Origin of the sequence: Aeromonas simiae, from assembly GCF_014892695.1 — a bacterium.
GTDB classification, from domain to species: domain Bacteria; phylum Pseudomonadota; class Gammaproteobacteria; order Enterobacterales; family Aeromonadaceae; genus Aeromonas; species Aeromonas simiae.
The window spans coordinates 2,719,351-2,737,503 of the sequence record NZ_CP040449.1; the positions used below are offsets into that span (position 1 = coordinate 2,719,351).

The 18,153-nt window shown below is 64.5% G+C and carries 17 protein-coding genes; all 17 read right to left on the reverse strand.

All coding sequences use genetic code 11. From position 1 onward, the window contains the following. Positions 1-223: 223 nt before the first annotated feature. A complete protein-coding gene (cyoE, locus tag FE240_RS12805) occupies positions 224-1,111 on the reverse strand; it encodes a heme o synthase (RefSeq protein ID WP_193001443.1) in 888 nt (295 codons plus the stop codon). Positions 1,112-1,127: 16 nt separating this feature from the next. Continuing rightward, positions 1,128-1,457: a cytochrome o ubiquinol oxidase subunit IV gene (locus FE240_RS12810; RefSeq protein ID WP_042045326.1), complete on the reverse strand. Its 330-nt coding sequence runs from the start codon at positions 1,455-1,457 to the stop codon at positions 1,128-1,130. After that, positions 1,457-2,071, reverse strand: a complete 615-nt coding sequence (locus tag FE240_RS12815) for a cytochrome o ubiquinol oxidase subunit III (protein ID WP_193001445.1) — start codon at positions 2,069-2,071, stop codon at positions 1,457-1,459. Before FE240_RS12815 ends, FE240_RS12810 begins: the two co-directional genes overlap by 1 nt. Positions 2,072-2,075: 4 nt before the next feature. Then, positions 2,076-4,052 carry a cytochrome o ubiquinol oxidase subunit I gene (gene cyoB / locus FE240_RS12820; protein ID WP_193001447.1) on the reverse strand — a complete coding sequence of 659 codons (1,977 nt, stop codon included), beginning with the start codon at positions 4,050-4,052 and terminating at the stop codon, positions 2,076-2,078. Between the two features lie 23 nt (positions 4,053-4,075). Then, the gene (cyoA, locus tag FE240_RS12825) at positions 4,076-5,110 is read right to left on the reverse strand and encodes a cytochrome o ubiquinol oxidase subunit II (RefSeq protein WP_193001449.1); all 1,035 of its coding nucleotides are present in this window, start codon (positions 5,108-5,110) and stop codon (positions 4,076-4,078) included. A gap of 407 nt (positions 5,111-5,517) precedes the next feature. Continuing rightward, a complete protein-coding gene (locus FE240_RS12830; RefSeq protein ID WP_193001451.1) occupies positions 5,518-5,862 on the reverse strand; it encodes a DUF805 domain-containing protein in 345 nt (114 codons plus the stop codon). A gap of 93 nt (positions 5,863-5,955) precedes the next feature. Then, positions 5,956-7,338, reverse strand: a complete 1,383-nt coding sequence (locus tag FE240_RS12835; protein WP_193001453.1) for a phosphohexomutase domain-containing protein — start codon at positions 7,336-7,338, stop codon at positions 5,956-5,958. Between the two features lie 15 nt (positions 7,339-7,353). Continuing rightward, entirely contained in the window at positions 7,354-8,760 is a 1,407-nt protein-coding gene (locus tag FE240_RS12840) for a mannose-1-phosphate guanylyltransferase/mannose-6-phosphate isomerase (RefSeq protein ID WP_193001455.1), read from the reverse strand. 36 nt (positions 8,761-8,796) lie between these two features. Further along, on the reverse strand, positions 8,797-9,882 hold the full coding sequence (locus FE240_RS12845) for an acyltransferase family protein (RefSeq protein ID WP_193001457.1): 1,086 nt from the start codon (positions 9,880-9,882) through the stop codon (positions 8,797-8,799). 1 nt (position 9,883) lies between these two features. Then, entirely contained in the window at positions 9,884-10,933 is a 1,050-nt protein-coding gene (locus tag FE240_RS12850) for a glycosyltransferase family 8 protein (protein ID WP_193001459.1), read from the reverse strand. Positions 10,934-10,935: 2 nt separating this feature from the next. Further along, positions 10,936-11,997, reverse strand: coding sequence for an acyltransferase family protein (locus tag FE240_RS12855; RefSeq protein WP_193001461.1), 1,062 nt, complete (start codon positions 11,995-11,997; stop codon positions 10,936-10,938). Then, positions 11,994-13,307 carry a lipopolysaccharide biosynthesis protein gene (locus FE240_RS12860; protein WP_193001463.1) on the reverse strand — a complete coding sequence of 438 codons (1,314 nt, stop codon included), beginning with the start codon at positions 13,305-13,307 and terminating at the stop codon, positions 11,994-11,996. The genes FE240_RS12855 and FE240_RS12860 overlap by 4 nt, the downstream gene beginning before the upstream one ends. Continuing rightward, positions 13,304-14,041, reverse strand: coding sequence for a WecB/TagA/CpsF family glycosyltransferase (locus FE240_RS12865; protein ID WP_193001464.1), 738 nt, complete (start codon positions 14,039-14,041; stop codon positions 13,304-13,306). Before FE240_RS12865 ends, FE240_RS12860 begins: the two co-directional genes overlap by 4 nt. After that, positions 14,041-15,063: a glycoside hydrolase family 5 protein gene (locus FE240_RS12870; RefSeq protein ID WP_193001465.1), complete on the reverse strand. Its 1,023-nt coding sequence runs from the start codon at positions 15,061-15,063 to the stop codon at positions 14,041-14,043. Before FE240_RS12870 ends, FE240_RS12865 begins: the two co-directional genes overlap by 1 nt. Beyond that, complete coding sequence (locus FE240_RS12875) at positions 15,060-16,205, reverse strand: glycosyltransferase family 4 protein (protein ID WP_226798816.1); 1,146 nt, start codon at positions 16,203-16,205, stop codon at positions 15,060-15,062. Before FE240_RS12875 ends, FE240_RS12870 begins: the two co-directional genes overlap by 4 nt. After that, positions 16,195-17,469, reverse strand: a complete 1,275-nt coding sequence (locus FE240_RS12880) for a polysaccharide polymerase (protein ID WP_193001466.1) — start codon at positions 17,467-17,469, stop codon at positions 16,195-16,197. The genes FE240_RS12875 and FE240_RS12880 overlap by 11 nt, the downstream gene beginning before the upstream one ends. Then, the gene (epsI, locus tag FE240_RS12885) at positions 17,466-18,152 is read right to left on the reverse strand and encodes an exosortase-associated protein EpsI, B-type (protein ID WP_193001467.1); all 687 of its coding nucleotides are present in this window, start codon (positions 18,150-18,152) and stop codon (positions 17,466-17,468) included. Before epsI ends, FE240_RS12880 begins: the two co-directional genes overlap by 4 nt. Between the last annotated feature and the right edge of the window lies 1 nt (position 18,153).

Sequence of the window (18,153 nt, forward strand, 5' to 3'; positions counted from 1 at the left end):
TTGTATGAGGAAGGCTGGCGCTGCGCGCCGGGAAACGAATCGAGAAAAGCGTGGGGTAACATCAGAGGCAACAGAGCCGGGAAGTTCCCGGCTCTGGATTCTACGCGATATGCAATCAAGGCAACATGCTGAGCCGCACAGGGGTGGCCTCGGGCTGGCACACCACCGACCTCATCACACTCAGGCAGGTCAATGATGGGCACGATGGAGCGCCACCTCAGGCTCAGGGCAGCATGCTCACCAATACCGGTGCGGCGTCCGGCTGGAAGTCCACCGACATCATCACGCTCAGGCAAGTAATGGTGACAATGGAGAACAAGAACAGCTTGCGCGCCCACAGGGAGTCATCCACCGCCTGCTTGTAGCCCGACAAGGCCATCCCCAGCCACCAGACACTCACGGCACCGGCGACGATGAGGTACTTGTAGCCGGCGTAACCGCCGAGAAACAGCATCAAGGTCGGCACCATGAAGGCCAAGATATAGAGGGTGATGTGGTGTTTGGCCACCGAAATGCCCTTCACCACCGGCAGCACAGGGATGTTGGCCGCCTGGTAATCCTTAAAGCGGAAGATGGCGATGGCATAGGAGTGGGGCATCTGCCACAGGCTGAAGATCGCCAGCAGGATCAAGGCCCCCGAGTCAAACTGGCCGCTGACGGCGCAGTAGCCGATGACAGGCGGCGCCGCGCCAGAGAGGCTGCCGACCAGGGTGCCATAGACAGAGTGACGCTTCATGTAGAGGCTGTAGACCCCCACATAGACCAAGAAACCCAGCACCGCCAGCAGGGCGGCCAACGGATTGGCCGCCCAATAGAGCAGTGCAATGCCCGCAATGCCGAGCGCCGTGGCGTACCACAGGGTAACGCCGGGCGCGATCAGCCCCTTAACCAAGGCGCGGTTCTTGGTGCGCTCCATGATCCGGTCAATGTCGCGGTCAATGTAGTTGTTGAACACGCAACCGGAGGCGACCACCAGGGAGACCCCCACCATGGTCAGGATGAACAGGGGCAGATCCAGGCTCCCCTTGGAGGCCAGCAGAAAACCGCCGATCACCGAGATGAGGTTGCCGAAGATGATGCCCGGCTTGGTCACTTGCAGGTATTGCTTCATATCACTGCCTACCCGCTCAGTGGACCATCATATTGATGTTGAGGTTGTACATGATCCACAGGGAACCGACGACCACGATGGCGATGATGAGCACGGTGAACACCAAGGCGGTCAGGTTCCAGCGCTCCTCGGACGAGGTGTTCATGTGCAGGAAGTAGACCAGATGTACAAAGATCTGCACCACCGCCATGCCGACCACCGTCATCAACGTCGCGCTGTGGGAGAAGCTGCCGTCCATCACCATCCAGAACGGGATCGCCGTCAGGATGATGGAGAGCACGAACCCCACCAGATAGGACTGGGCGCTGCCGTGGCTGGCGCCGTGATTGTCAACGGAATGACTCATTACATTGCCCCCATCAGGTAAACCACGGTGAAGACGCAGATCCACACCACGTCGAGGAAGTGCCAGAACAGGCTCAGGCACATCAGGCGGGAACGGTTGCGATCGGTCAGCCCCTTCTTGGCCACCAGCACCATCATCACCACGATCCAGATAAGACCGCTGGTCACGTGAATACCGTGGGTGCCGACCAAGGTGAAGAAGGCCGACAAGAAGGCACTGCGATCCGGCCCGAAGCCTCCGGCAATCAGGTGGTGGAACTCATAGATTTCCATCCCGACAAAGCCAGCACCGAACAGGAAGGTGATCAGCAGCCAACCGTTGACGGCGCCGATACGGTTCTTGTTCATGCCAATCATGGCGAAACCGAAGGTGATACTGCTCAGCAGCAGCAGCATGGTCTCGACCAGTACGAACGGCAGCTCGAAGATCTCCTTGCCGCTCGGGCCGCCGGCAGTGCCGTTGACCAGGACTGCATAGGTTGCAAACAGACATGCAAACAGAATGCAGTCGCTCATCAGGTAGATCCAGAAACCAAACACCTTGTTGGCGCCGGCATCATGGTGCCCATGGTCATGGGCACCCTCATGAGTGTGATGAAGAACGTCAGTCGCCATTGCGTTACGCCACCTTGTTGATGTTGGCAAAATGCTGCGCTTCGATGCGCTCGATCTCCTCAACCTGGACGTAGTAGTCCACGTCGTCGTTGAAGCTGTGAATGATCCAGGTGGCAATCATGCCGACGAAGCCGACGATGGCCAGCCACCAGATATGCCAGATCATGGCAAAGCCGAGTACGGTGCTGAAGGCGGCGATGATGACGCCGGCACCGGTGTTTTTCGGCATGTGGATCGGGGCATAGTGCTCCGGCTTCTTGTAGGCGCTGCCGTCCTGCTTGGCCTCCCAGAAGGAATCCAGTCCCTTCACCTGCGGTTCGATGGCGAAGTTATAGAAGGGGGGCGGCGAAGAGGTGGCCCACTCCAGGGTGCGGCCACCCCAGGGATCGCCGGTCAGATCGCGGTTCTGCTCGCGGTCGCGGATGCTGACCACGATCTGGATCGCCTGGCACAGTACACCCAGAGCAATCAGGGCCGCACCACAGGCCGCCACCACCAGCCAGGGGTGGAAGGCCGGGTCGATCTGCTGGCTGACACGACGGGTCATGCCCATAAAGCCCAGCACGTAGAGCGGCATGAAGGCCACGAAGAAACCGGTGCTCCAGAACCAGAAGGCCCGCTTGCCCCAGGTGTCATTGAGGGTGAAACCAAACGCCTTGGGGAACCAGTAGGTGATACCGGCAAAGCAGCCAAACACCACGGCACCGATGATAACGTTGTGGAAGTGGGCAATGAGGAACAGGCTGTTGTGCAGCACGAAGTTGGCCGCCGGCACCGACAGCAACACCCCGGTCATGCCCCCTATGGTGAAGGTGATGATGAAACCGACAGTCCACAGCATGGGGGAGCTGAACTCGATGCGACCACGGTACATGGTGAACAGCCAGTTGAAGATCTTCACCCCGGTCGGGATGGAGATGATCATGGTGGTGATGCCGAAGAAGGCATTCACGTTGGCGCCCGAGCCCATGGTGAAGAAGTGGTGCAACCAGACGATGAAGGAGAGCACGGTAATGGCGACGGTCGCCCACACCAAGGAGGTGTACCCGAACAGCTTCTTCTTACTGAAGGTAGCGACCACCTCGGAGAAGATCCCGAACACCGGCAACACCAGGATGTACACCTCGGGGTGGCCCCAGGCCCAGATCAGGTTCACGTACATCATCATGTTGCCACCCATGTCATTGGTAAAGAAATGGGTGCCGAGATAGCGGTCTGCGGTGAGCAGGGCGATGGTGACAGTCAGGATCGGGAAGGAGGCGATGATCAGGATGTTGGCGCACAGGGCGGTCCAGGTGAAGACCGGCAGGCGCATCATGGTCATGCCGGGGGCACGCATCTTGATGATGGTGGCAAAGAAGTTAACACCGGTCAGCAGGGTACCAAGGCCCGAAATCTGCAAACTCCAGATCCAGTAGTCGACCCCGACCCCTGGGCTGAACTCCAGACCCGAGAGGGGCGGATAGGCCAGCCAGCCGGTCTGGGCAAACTCGCCGACCCCGAGGGAGATATTAATCAGCACCACGGCGGCAGCGGTAAACCAGAAGCTCACGTTGTTGAGGAACGGGAAAGCCACGTCACGGGCCCCGATCTGGAGCGGCACGATGATGTTCATCAGGCCGATCACCAGCGGCATGGCCACAAAGAAGATCATGATGACGCCGTGGGCGGTGAAGATCTGGTCGTAGTGGTGGGCATTTAGGTAACCTTCGCTGCCCGCGGAGGCCATGACCTGCTGACCACGCATCATCACCGCGTCGGCGAAACCGCGCAGCAGCATGACCATGCCTAAGATGAGATACATGATCCCGAGGCGCTTGTGATCCACCGAGGTGAGCCACTCTTTCCACAGGTACTGCCACTTTCCGTAGTAGGTGATGAGCCCGGTAATGGCCAGACCACCCAGCATGATGCAGGCGATCGTGACCATGATGATGGGCTCATGGTACGGGATGGCGTCGAGCGTCAATTTTCCAAACATCAGTTATTCCTCGAAACCCGCTTTCACTGTTTGTCAGCCGGCATGTGGCCGGCGTGATCCATATGCTCGTCCCCGGCCATGGCGTCATGCTGCATGTCGTCATGGTTCATGGACGGCGCTTCATGGTCTGCACCATGGGCCTGGCTGGCCTCTTGCTTCATCACGGCTGCGTCGTGCTGCATGCCCGCGTGCTCGCCATGTTTCATGTCACCCATGAACTTGTTGATCACGTTGACGAACAGCGCCGGATCCGCGCTGGAGAAGTACTCCACCGGGTGGAACTCGCTCGGCTTGGCCAGCGTCTCGAACTCCTCCATGGTGGCGAGCAGCTTGGGCGACTGTTTGACCTTGGCAACCCAGGCGTCGAAACCGGCCTGATCGGCGGTGGCGATGGCCTTGAACTTCATGCCGGAGAAACCGGCGCCGCTGTAGCTGCTGGAGATGCCGTCATACTGGCCCGGCTCGTTGGCGATGAGGTGCAACTTGGTCTGCATGCCGGTCATGGCATAGATCTGCCCGCCCAGACGCGGGATGAAAAACGAGTTCATCACGGTGTCAGAGGTGATGCGGAAGTTGACCGGGGTATTGGCCGGGAAAGCCAGCTCGTTGACCGAGGCGATGCCGAGCTCGGGATAGACGAACAACCACTTCCAGTCCAGCGAAATGACATCCACCTGGATCGGCTTAACGTCGGAGTCGAGCGGCTTGTAAGGGTCCAGCTCGTGGGAGGTCTTCCAGGTGATGGTGGCCAAAATCACGATGATGATGATAGGCACGATCCAGACGACCGCCTCAATCTTGTTGGAGTGTGCCCAGTTCGGGGCGTAGGTGGCGTTGGTATTGGAAGCCCGATAACGAAGAGCGAACACCACCGCCATGATGATGACCGGGATCACCACGATCAACATCAGACCCAGCGCCGTCAATATCAGGGACTTCTGCTCCATCCCAATCTGCCCCTTGGGGCTCATCAGGGCCATGTCACATCCGCTCAACAGACCCGTGGTCACGAGCAGTAGCAAGGCACCCAGGCCCCTCGCCAAATCAAAAGCTCTCATGCCGCATCCTCACTTCCCAAGGCGTTAGTTGTAATAAAAATGCGGCATTTTATTGCAATTGAATGACATGTGAACAACATGAAAAATTAATCACTAAAATGTAGGGCGCTTAGCACTCTATTGTTTGCCAAATGCGACGCCCTCATCTCATCCATGCTTCTTTTGTGGTTAACCTTGAAACTGTCTAAAATTTAAACGCTTGTTACAAACTTGATCTAAAAAATGCCGATCCCCCCATCACCAAACGACGCCAAAATAAGCGGACAAAGGGAAATAAAAGACTCAATTTAATCCTTAATTAATCAAAGATCTCAATTGTTTAGGCCGTCACTTTCCCGCTGTTACCCGTCTGTTACTCGTAGCAACAAAAAAGCCCGCCAGAGGGCGGGCTGAGTGGCTGGGCAGGCTCATGCCCCCTTGGGGTTCTCACCAAAGCGGTTGGCACCGCGCTCCCCTTCACACACCATGAAGTAGATAAATGCCAGCACCCCCACCAAGGGAATGAGGTTAATGAGCAGCCACCAGCCGCTGCGGTTGGTGTCGTGCAGACGGCGCACCGCGACAGCCAGGTTGGGAACCAAGACGGCCAGCGAATAGAGATAGCTCAGCAGCATGTTGCCGATCAGCACACTGACCACCGCCAACGCCATGGCCACCAGCATGTTGCACAGGATGAACATCCAGTACTCCTTGCGCCGGGCGCGACCGCGAAACACAGCGTACTGCTTCAACACGCCGAGATACCACTCCATCTTGCTCTCCTCATCATGCTTGGAAAGCCCCAGCCTAGCGCCCCCCATGAGCCATTGTCGATCGGATCCTTCCCAACCTGATCTCGGCCCCAGTCACGCCGGTTGTGGGACAGGTTCCAGCATGGCCAGCAGCTCGGCGGTCTTGGCCTCCATCAGGGCGCGATCGCCGCGCGACTCCACATTGAGCCGGATCAGCGGCTCGGTATTGGAGCTGCGCAGATTGAAGCGCCACTGACCAAAGCTCATGGAGAGGCCGTCGGTACGGTCGACCGACCAGGCCTCGGCCCCATAGGCGCGCTCGATGGCGGCGAGCACACCGGCACTGTTCTCCAGTTTGCGATTGATCTCCCCCGAGGCCGGGAAAGCCGCCATCTGCTCGGCCAGCATCCCCTTGAGGGGCTGGCCGCGGCGGGAGACCAGCTCCACCACCAGCAACCAGGGGATCATGCCGCTGTCGCAGTAGGCAAAATCGCGAAAATAGTGGTGGGCGCTCATCTCGCCGCCATAGATGGCGTCCTCCTCGCGCATCCGCTCCTTGATGAAGGCGTGCCCGGTCTTGGAGAGCACGGGCACGCCGCCACCGCCGCGCACTATCTCCTCGGTGTTCCAGCACAGGCGCGGATCGTGGATGATGCGCGCCCCCGGCTCCTTGAGCAGGAAGGCCTCGGCCAGCAACCCGACGATGTAGTAGCCCTCGATGAAGTTCCCCGCATCATCGAACAGGAAGCAGCGATCGAAATCCCCGTCAAACGCGATGCCCAGATCGGCCCCCAGCTCCAGCACGGCGCGGCGGGTCTGCTCGCGGCACTCGGGCAGCAGTGGGTTGGGGATACCGTGGGGAAAGTCTCCGTCCGGCTCGCCGAGCAGGCTGTGGATGTCAAGGGGGGCGCCCCGCTCGCGCAGGCGTCTGGCCAGCGCCTCCACCACATGGCCGGCGGCCCCGTTGCCGCTGTTGATCACCAGTTTGAGCGGTCTGAGGGTCGCAATATCGATGTAACCGAGCAGGTGATCCACATAGGCGTCGAGCACGTTGAGCGTGTGATAGCACCCCTGGCGCGGCGCCGGCGCGAACTCGCCACTCTCGGCCAGGGCGCGGATCGCATCGAGCCCGCTGTCACCGCTGATGGGGCGCGACTGCTCGCGCACCAGCTTCATGCCGTTGTAATCGATGGGGTTGTGGCTGGCGGTCACCTCAATGCCGCCGTCGAGCCCCAGATGGAAGGTGGCAAAATAGACCTCCTCGGTACCGGCCAGCCCCAGATCGTGCACATCGGCCCCCCCCTCCATCAGGCCACGGGCCAGCGCCGCCTTGAGCGCGGCACTGCTGTGGCGGGCATCGCCCCCCACCACCACGCCGCGCGGCTGCAACAACTGGGCATAGGCGCGGCCGATGCGGTAGGCCACCTCGTCGTCCAGCTCCTCACCGAGCCGGCCCCGGATGTCATAGGCCTTGAAACAGGTCATGCTGCGAAACATCTCTTCCTCCCGGCCTTAGGTTCGGCCATAGCGATCGTTGAAACGGATGATGTCGTCATCCCCGAAATAGCCGCCGGACTGCACCTCGATGAGGTGCAGCGGGATCCGGCCCGGGTTCTCCAGCGAGTGGACGGCGCCGATGGGGATGTAGACCGACTGGTTCTCACCGACGAGGCGCACCTCCTCGCCCAAGGTGACCCTGGCGGTGCCGCTCACCACCACCCAATGCTCGGCTCTGTGGTGGTGCATCTGGAGCGAGAGCTGCTCCCCCGGCTTGACCGTGATGTGCTTGACCTGGTAGCGCCCCCCTTGATCGATGGTGTCAATCTTGCCCCATGGCCGGTAGTGCTCACGGTGCTCGTGAAACTCGCGGCGCCCGCTCTGCTTGAGCCGCTCCACCACCTGCTTCACCTCCTGCACCTGATCCCGATGTGCCACCAGCACCGCATCCTTGGTCTGGATCACGATGAGATCGTCCACCCCGACCAGGGTCACTAGGCCGCTGTCCGCATGGACATAGCTGTTGTGGCTCCCTTGCAGCAGCACGTCGCCGCGTGCCACGTTGCCGGCTCCGTCCTTCTCGCTGATCTCCCACAAGGACGACCAGGAGCCCACGTCGCACCAGCCCGCCTCCATCGGCACCATCAGGGCGCACTCGGTGTGCTCCATCACCGCGAAATCGATGGAGTCGGAGGGGCAGGCGCCAAAGGCCGCCCCGTCGACCCGCACAAAGTCGAGATCGCGCGTGGTGCCGGCCATGGCGGCGCGGCAGGCCGCCGCGATGGCGGGGGCAAAGCGCGTCAGCTCTTCTAGGTAGTGGCTGGCGCGCATCAGGAACATGCCACTGTTCCAGGCGTACTCGCCGCAGGCCAGGTACGCCTCGGCGCGGGCCCGATCCGGCTTCTCGACAAACTGCCTGACCCGGTAGCCGGCGCCGATCTGCTCACCCCGGCGCAGGTAGCCATAGCCGGTCTCGGGGCCGGTCGGCACTATGCCGAAGGTGACCAGGTGGCCGCTGGCGGCCAACGGCATGGCGGCGCGTACCGACTGGCTGAAAGCCTGCGGATCGGTGATGACGTGATCGGCGGCCAGCACCAGCAGCAGCGGGTCATCGCCGCTCTCGATGGCGGCCAGGGCGGCCAGCGCGATGGCCGGCGCCGTGTTGCGCCCGACCGGCTCGAGGATGATGTTGCCCGCGAGCTGACCCAGCTCACGCAGCTGCTCGGCCACCACGAAGCGGTGCTCCTCGTTGCAGATCACCAGCGGCGCAGCGCACGGCAGGCCGTGCAGGCGCCGCAAGGTCTCTTGCAACATGGTGTGTTCACCGCACAGGCGCAGGAACTGCTTGGGGTAGGCGCCTCGGGAGAGGGGCCAGAGCCGGGAGCCGGAGCCGCCGGCCATGATTACCGGAATAATTGTCATAGGCATTCACTGTCAGTGTTGAAAACGGATCCCTGTTCAGGCGCGTTGGCGCCGCAGCAGCAGGGCCTCGCCCCGGCGCTGCGCCCACTGGCGGCAGGCGCGGCACAGGGGCAGCTCGATGTATTCGCAGGCCAGCCCCGGCAGCAGCACCGCCAGCAGCAGGATCAGCAGATCGCTGCTGCTCCCCTTCAGCCCGAGCGCCCCTTGCAGTTGCACCAGGGCGAAGATGACCGGCACGTGCAGCAGATAGACGCTAAAACTCACCCGCCCCAGCCAGCGCAGGGGGCGGTTGCCAAGCAGCGCATCCGAAAGCGGGGTGCGCCAGGCAAACACCAGCAGCAGCAGCGCCACCAGCAGGAAGAAGGGGTGATGCAGATAGAAGGTCTGCTGCGCCACCCCGACCAGCCCGGCCAGTGCGCAGGCCAGCACCAGCAGCATGCCGAGCTGCAACCCCATCAGGGTGCGCGGCGAAGGGCGCAGCCGCCGTTGCAGCGACCGCAGCAGCAAGGCGGCGGCGCTGCCAGCGAGAAAGAAGTGGAGCTTGGCGGGCAGCAAGATGCCGGGCCAATAGTCGCGACTTAGCATCAGGCCGACGCAGAGCAGCGCCAGCAGCAGCGGCCCCCGCCACTGACCGGCCAGCCACTGCTGCCAGCCGCCCCACAGCACGGCAAACAGCAGGTAGTACTGGATCTCGGGGGGGATCGACCAGAACACCCCCTCGGAGCCGAGAAACAGCAGGTGGCGCAGCAGGTTCTGGCCGTCGATGCGAAACACAAACGCCCCGTCCAGCCACCGATAGAGGCAAAAGCAGAGCAGCAGGGTGAGCCAGTAGGCCGGCACGATGCGCGCAAAGCGCGCCACCAGGTAGCCCAGCAGAGCTGGCGCCGTGCAGGGGCGCCAAGCGTAGAGGTAGGCCATCAAAAAGCCGCTCAGGGTGAAAAAGCCCGCCACCCCCACGGGCCCGAACGGAAAGCGCGCCCCCGGAAAGAGCTGGAGGTAGTGAAACGGACTCTCTGGGGCCACGTAGAAGGTGAAGTGGACAAACACCACCAACAGGGCGGCGATGGCGCGCAGCCCGTCCAGGCTTGGCAGGCTCTCCGGCATCGGCGGGGTGGCCGTCATCTCAGGCCCTCCCCAGCTTGCGTTGCAGATAGACCAAGGCGGTGCGGCGCCGGGTGCCCTTGCCAAAGCACTTCTCGGCCAGGGCGCCGAGCAGGGTGCGCCAGCTCATGGTCTGCGGCAGGGAGGCGGTGGAGACCAGCCGCCCCTCCTGCAACCAGTCATAGACGGCGTCGCGCCACGGGGTCTGGCGCAGCACGGCCCAGAAGTGCTCGGCGTAGTCGATGTCGCAAAAGCGCCACGGCTTGGTGAAGCTGGCGTAGTGGATGATGGCCGGGCTCGCCCGCGCCGCCCGATACTCCGCCAGCAGCGGCGAGTCGACCCGGGCCAGGAAGCTGTGGTACTCGCCGCCCCCGGTGAGCAGGTTCCAGCGCTGGGGCAGCACGGCGATGTCGCCGACAAAAAGGGCGTTGATCACATCCTGATCCGGCATCCAGTAGCGGTTGCGCCCGGCCAGCTCCAGCATCTGCGGCAGCCGCCCCAGGGCGCGCAGGCGAGCCAGATCGAGCACCATCACCCCGGATTGGAAGTAGCACTCGGGATCGGGCAGGCCGAGCACCTCGCCAAAATAGCGGCGCACCGGCAGGCTGCCGGTCTCGCGGTTGGTCAGGCCGCTGGTGCGCACCAAGGCGTGCATCATGACGTCGCGGGCAGCGGCCAGGGCGCAGCCGTGCAGATCCGTGTCGTAGAGATCGCACAGGTCGCCGAGCACGATGAGATCCGAGTCAAGGTAGAGGGCGCGCTCGGCCTGGGGCAGCAGATCCGGGATCGCCAACCGGTAGTAAATAGCCCGGTTGTAGATGGTGTGGACGTGCAGCTCCATGGCGGCGAAGTAGTCGGAGACATCGACAAAATGCAGCTCGTTACCGGGGTGCGCGGCCATCAGCTCATCGAGCCGCTGGCGCGCCGGGGCGCCAAGCCCCTCGTGCAGCACGTGAAACGCAAATCCGTAGCGCTCGCTCTTGGCCAGCAGGGCACTCTTGATGACGCAGGCACCAAAGGGGGCGTAGTGGTCATCGAAGGCGATGAAGATGGGGATGAGGGGCTGGCGCATCGTCATACTCCGACCAGGTAGCGGCTGCGGGTCTTGGTGGTCAGCTTGACCAGGTAAATCAAGGCCATGGAGGCCAGCATGCTGAGGATGAAATGGGGCAGCGACACCAGCAGCAGGCGGGCATCCATGTCGATGGGGGGCAGCCGTTTGGTCAGCTCGCCCAGCACCATCATGAAGTAGTGGTGCACGAAGTAGATGCCAAAGCTGTACTCCGCCACCCGGCTCAGCAGGGTGCGCGGGAACCAGGCGTAGCGGCGCAGCTCAACCCGGCGCAGCAGCATCAGGGTCAGCACGCACATCACCACCTTCTGCGCCGCGTTGACGTTGAGGCGCAGCGCCCCCTCGCGCAGCAGCTCCTGAATGGAGAAGGCCACCGGGATGGGGTGGCGCAGCTCCCACAGCACCAAGGCCGCCAGCAGCAACGCCAGCACACCGATGAGGCGGGTCGAGGTGAGCCAGGGGTGGTCACGGTGGCGGCAGACCCAGATCCCCAGCAGGTAGAAGCCGCTGAAGTGGAGCAGGCTCCACAGGGGGTTGAGGTTGTACTGGGGACGGAAGGTAAAAAGGGTCACCAGCAGGGCCAGGGCGGTCACGGCGCCGAGCGCCGGGCTCGCCACCAGCCGGTGGAACAGGGGCGAGCAGAGAAACAGCAGGCAGACGAAGGGGACGAACCAGAGCGGCCCGATATGAAAACCGGTGAGCAGCGACCAGATCACGAAGGGGATCGGCTTGTCGATCACCGCCGCCGGCACATAGTCCACCGGCAGCACCCCGTGGTGCAGTTGGGTGAGGCGCCAGAGGATCCCCGGCAGCGACACCACCAGATAGGGAAGCAGCACGTGCAGCGCTTTTTTCTTCATAAACCCCTGCCACTGGTAGCGCGGCGCCAGATAGGCAAACAGGAAGCCGGAGATGAACACGAAGAGGGCGGTGCCGTTGAACAGCAGGCTTTGCAGCAGGCGCGCCGTGGGGGTGGAAAAGTCCAAGGTCTGGGTCAGCGAGTGCCAGACGATGATGTAGACCATGGCCAGGCCACGGTACCAGTGCATGTAATCGAGCCTCATCGGAAAGCTCCTCCTTGTCTGAACACCCCGAGCAGGGTGGAGTCGATGCCGGTGTGACGGCGGCAGGCGAGAATGCAGGCCAGGTTGAGCAGCAGCGACACTCCGGCCGAGGCGATGGCCACCCCCTCGAGCGAGCCGAGCCATGCCGCCAGCAGTTGCAGCCCTAGGCTCAGCAGGGCAAACCAGGCCGACAGGATCAGGGTCAGCCGCTCGAAGCCGGCCATCTGTAAGAAAAAGGCGGTCACCCCGGCCATGGCATTGCACAGCTGGGCCAAGGCGAGCCAGGAGAGCAGCGCCCCCTGCCCGGCGTAGCGCGGCGAGAAGCAGGCCAGCACCTCGTTGCCAAACAGGGCCAGCGGCACGAACAGCAGCAGGGAGGCGCCCCCCGCCAGCAGGGCCGAGAGCCCCACCAGGCGCTGGGTGGTGGCAAAGTCGCGAGTCTCGAAGGCGCGCGCCAGACGCGGGCCGACCACGATGTGAATGGCCACCAGCAGGAAGGTGAGCAGGTTGGAGGTACGCTCGGCGGCAAAATAGGCCCCCGACTCATCCAGCCCGAAGCGGCCCGAGACGATCAGGGTACCGGCCTGAGTCAGGAGCGGGCCGGTCAGCACTATGCCCCAGAAGGCGCAGGAGCGCCGGTGCAGGCGAGCCCCCTCGCCGCGCCAGACCCAGCTTAAGTGGGGCGCCAGCAGGCGCAGCTGATAGGCGAGGCAGGGCAGCAGCAGCAGGCTCATCAGCAGCAATAGCTGGCTGGTGGTGGCAGCCTTGCCCCCCAGCCAGAGCAGGCCGAGGGCGGCGATCACCAGCGCCCGCCACAGGGCGTCGCGCGGCGCCAGCGCCGCCAGCATCCGCTCCTTGACCCGCAGCGCCACGCTGAGCAGCTCGCCGGCGGAAAAGAGCAGGCAAAACAGCACGATGAGCCCCAGACCGCCCGCGTCAGTCTTGCCGGCAAACAGCCAGAGGGCGCCGGCCAAGGTGCACAGCAGCAGGCAGAGCCCCCCCGCCAGCAGCGACCAGCTCAACTGGCGGTCGGCCGCCCGCTCACCGCGCGCCGCCAACTGCTCGTGGTAGAACTTGATCATCGCCACCGGCTGGCCATAGCTCAGGGCAAACGAGCAGAGCAGCGAGAAGGCGATGACGGCGCCAAACAGGCCGTACTCGGCCGGGCTGAGCAGCCAGGCCGCGATCAGGGTCGTCAGGTAGCCCAGACCGGCGTTGGCTATCTTGATGCCGGCCGGCAGCAGCCCCCCCACCAGCAGCCGCTGCCAAGGGCGACGCGGCACAGCGCCGAGATCGGGTGCCTGGGTCATGCCCCCTCCCCGCCGCGCCGGTTGCGCAGGCAGAGCCAGAAGAAACGACCCATCTCTAGGGTGTAGCGGCGCAGCAGGCGGCGCGGCTCGCCGAGCAGGCGATAGAGCCACTCGCAGCGCAGCTGTTGCACCCAGCGCGGCGCCCGCGGCACCCGGCCGCTGAGAAAGTCGAGCAGCGCCCCTACCCCCACCAGCAGCTTCACGTCGAGCACATCGCGATGAGCCAACAGCCACTGCTCCTGGCGCGGGTTGCCGAGCGCCAGCAGCAGCACGTCGGGGCGCGCCCCGTTGATGCGCGCCAGCAGCGCCGCCTCGTCAGTCATGTCGCCATAACCGTCGGCATGGCCGACCACCTCGACGCCGCTCGCCGCCAGGGTGGCTGCCGCCCCCGCCGCCACCCCGCTCTGGCCGCCGAGCAAGAACACCCGGCGAAAGATCGGGCTGGTGCGCACTAGGTAGGGGGTAAAATCGGTGCCGTTGAGGTTGGCCGCAAACGGCGTGCCGGTCAGCAGGCGCGCCGCCAGATTGAGGGCCACCCCGTCGTTGGCGATGAGGATGCCCGGCTCGCTAAAGCGCGCCGCCTCGCCGTGGCATAGCTGAAGCAAGTTGCTGTTGGCGTAGAAGAGGCACAGGGGCCCCGGCACCTGCGCGGCGCGGCGCTCCAGCTCGGCGCGCAGCGCCTCGCGCGAGCCGTTGAAGATGGGAAACCCTAGGATCGTCTTGCACTCGTTCATCATTGGCTCCCTGCCGCTGGGGCGAGATAGTCGGCCAGCACGGCCATCTGTGGTTTGTCCTGCCCGTCGCTGCTGGGCTGCACCGAGAAGGGGTAGCTGCCCCACCAGGGGCCGCCGGCCCAGTAGGCCCACCCCATCCAGGGGGCGCGCGTCAGCTCGGCCAGCATCGCGTCGAGCACCGCCAAGCAGCCGCTGCTGGCCGGTACGCCGAACTCGCCGAGCAGCAGCCGCTGGCCGTGCTGACTGCCCCACTCGCCAGCGGCGCGCAGTATGGTGCGCATCTTCTGCGGGTCGATGCAGTCGTTGTGGGTGCCCGAGTAGTCGCTGTCGGCGTACTGGTGCAGCTCGATCACGCTGCGCCCGAGCGGATCGCGCCAGCCGGCCAGCAGATCGGCGTTGCTCGGCTGGGTCGCGCTGCCACTAAACCAAGCGTGGGCGCCGCTCCAGTTGCCGCCCGACACCACCACCAGGTTGGCCACCTTGGCCTCGCGCAGCCGGGTCAGCACCTCGCCGGCTAGGCTGACCCACTGGCTACGGCCGATCAGGGCCGGCTCGTTCATCAGCCCCAGGGCCACGTGATCCTGTTGCTCTGCCAGCGCCCCGGCCAGCCGCAGCCAGAGATCGCTCAGGGCATCGGCGGCTTGCGGCGCCTGATCGAGCGGCAGCCCTTGGCGCTTGCCGAAGTTGTGCAGATCCACCAACAGGCAGAGATCGTGCAAGGCGCTGTAGCGCGCCAGCCGCTGCAACTCACCCAGGTGCAGTGGCGAGAGGGGGCCGCCGGTCTCGGGTTGCAGCCGCTCCCAGGTCACCGGCAGGCGTAGCAGGCGCATCCCCTTGCCTCGGAAGTAATCGAGGGTCTGGTTCGACGGATAGACAAAGTCGATGTTGATGCGCCCCGGCAGCGCCGTCGCCTTGAACTCGGCCCCGGCCAGGTTGACGCCCGGCAGGGAGCCTTCACTGAGGCAGTCGGCCCGCCCCGGCAGGGCCAGCAGCAGCCACAGCAACCACAGCAGGCGGCTCATGAGGCCAGCTCCTGCAAGCGCTGGCCCGACACCGCGTCCGCGTAGGCGGCCATGTAGCGCTGCGCCACCCCCTGCCACGAGTAGTGGGCGATCGCCTCGACCAGCCGTGCGCCGAGCGCCGGGTAGTCGCCCGCCAGCGCCTCGTGCCGGGCCAGCAGGCATTCCAGTTGGGTCGCCTCGTCCCCCTCCAGCAGCAGGCCGAGACCGGTCTCCTCCACCAGCCGGCGAAACGGCGGGATGGGGCTTAGCAGCGGATAGAGGCCGCCGCTCATCGCCTCGATAGCGGCCAGACCAAAGCCCTCGTGACGCGACTGGCAGATGAAGTAACCCGCCTCGGCGATGAGCCCCTTAAGCTCCGCCTGGGAGGGGTTGGCGGCGATCTGCACCGCCTCGCCCACCCCGAGCCGGCGCGCTTCGGCAGCCAGCTCGGCCGCGTCGAGGTCGTACTCGCGTCCGGCCAGGGTGAGGCGCCAGCGGGGGTCGCGCCGGTGCAGCGCCGCAAACAGGGCCAGCGTCTCCTTGAGCCCCTTGTTCTCGGCCCAGCGCCCGAAGTAGATGAGGTGGCGCGGCAGCTGCGCGCGCGGCGGCAGGCGGAACTTATCGACGTTGACGCCGTTCTCGATCACCTCGATGCGCGCCGGGGCGGCCACCTGGCCGAACAGGCGGCCATCGTTGGCGCTGGTGGCGAAGATGCGCCGGTAGGCGAGGCTGCTGGCGCGGGTGACGGTGTTGAAGAAGACCTTCTTGGCGCCGCTGGCAAACTCGGTGTGAAAGAAGATGCCGTGGGAGCAAGCCAGCAGCGGCTTGCGGTGCAGCGGCCGGGTCAGCGCCAGGAAGTCGAAGAAGAAGTCGACCCCGTGCACGTGCACCACGTCGGCCTCGCGGATGGCCGAGAGGATGTTCCAGCACAGGGGGTAACGACTCGAGCCCGAGTAAGGCAGGCGGATCACCGGCACCCCCTCGCGCACCTCGTAGGCGGGCAGGCGTTCGCCTTCACCGCGAAACAGGCGATCCAGGGTCACCACGGTCGGCGCCTGCTGACCGCTGTGCAACTGCTGCTGGGCGATGTTGTAGACCACATCCTCCAGCCCGCCGATGGAGGGGTGGTACTGACGCACCACATGAAACACCTTAATGGTCATGACGCTGCACTCCGGCATGGGAAAGGGCCTCCTGCCGTGCGCCGCCCTCGGCGCACAGGCTGCCGACCAGGAACCAGAGCAGGCCGGCCGACTTGAGGGCAAACAGGGAGGTGCCGCTGATCGAGAGGATCATGGCGATGTAAAGGGAGATGAGGGCGCGCACCCGCAGCGCCGGCGCACTGTGCAGCGGGATCAGCCACAGCAGCCCCCACCCCAGCAGTAGGAAGGGCAGGCCGAAGCGGGTCAGCACGTAGGCATAGCCCATGTCGCCGTAGTTACCGAGCGGCGATTGCAGCCCCAGCATGTCGCCCACCTCGAGGGTGCCGAGCACCTTGCCGGTGTAGGTGAGGCGGCCGACGAAGGAGTCGCTGTAGGCCCCCTCGAAAAAGCAGTTACTGTAGATGTAGACGGCCGCCATCATGGCCCATGGCGCCAGCGCCAGCAGGGCGGTGGCACGCAGCGGCAGCAGCAGGCGCAGGGCGATCAGCATGGCGCTCATGGCCAGCCCGAAGCGCGAGTCGGACAGGGCGATCAGCATGGCGGCGCCGGCGGCGAGCAGCAGGCTCACCCGCCGCTCCCCTTCCCGGCACAAGGCCCAAATCAGCACGATGACCGAGAAGTTGCCAAGCGACACCGGCTCGAGAAAAATCGAGGAGATGCGGTGCGGCCCGAACAACCAAGGCAGGATGGTGCGGCCGATGCCGTCCGGGCGAAAGCCGTTGAGGGTGAGCGCCTGGCCGCTGAAGATGGCGCCGCCGTCGCGGCCGATCCCGCTTTGGTTAACGAAGTAGGAGAAGGTGTGGAACACCCGGATGTACCACTCCAGCGCCAGCCACTCGAACAGGCCGAGCAGCAGCGCCACCCCCACCACCAGCAGCAAGACCTTGTCGACCAGCGCCGCCGAGCCGTGGCGCAGCCCCAGCCAGAAAAAGAGCACGATGATCAGGATATCGCGCACCGACTTGGCATCGAGCAGGCCGCGCAGCACCGTCAGGGAGAGCAGGTTGACCAGCGCCAGCAGGGCGAGCAGGGCGAGGCCAAGGGGCAAGCGGCGGTAGACCAGCAGCAGCACGCCGCCGTAGATGAGCGCCTCGACCAGCGCCACTAGGGTCGGGTTGATGGCAAACAGCAGGGTGTTCACCATGCACAATAAGCTCTGATAGAGCACGCTCGCCAGCAGCAGCGCCAGCACGGCGCGCTCGCTTGGGGAGGTTTGCGCCTGCAAGGCGGCCGGCAGCGGCCGGCTCCAGAGCAGGGTGCTCATGCTCCCGCCCCCGCCAGCAGGCGCCGGGTGGCCGGATCGACGGCAGCCAACAGCGCCGTCAAGAAACGCTGTTGCAGGGCGAAGGCGTGCTCACCGCGCTCATCCAGGCTGGAGACCCGCAGCAGCACCCCGTCCGGGATCTCTTTGCGCAGGGCAAAGCCGAGCTGGGCCCATTTGCGCTCGAGACCGGGGCGCACCACCTTGTCCCCCACCACCATCCAGTAGGTGAGCGGCTCGACCCGGCTCCCCTGACGAGTCAGCAGCCGGGTGGCGGGCAGCGTCTGCCCCAGCGGGGAGAGAGTGATGGGCTCACGCCCTTCAATCTGAAAGCCCTGCGCCACGTAGCAGATCTCCGGGCGGTGCGCCTGGGAGAGATCGCTCGACTGATCCCGGCCATAGACCAGAGAGAGCATCACCTCGCTGCCGTCGGCGGCGCGGTAGACCCGGGCGATCTGCTGTTCGTAGAGGCTGGCCAGGGCCTGACGCGCCTCGCCGGAGACCTCGACCACTGCCCCGCCCGGCACCAACTGCCAGTCGGCAAAACGCGCGGGGATCTGCTGCTCCAGCGCCACCTGATGGCGCTCAGCCAGCCAGACCCGCCCCTGTTGCCAGTGCCGGCCAAGCAGGCCGATGACCAGCAGCAGCGCCAGCAGCAGCAGGGTTTGTACTGCGTAGCCCTTCATG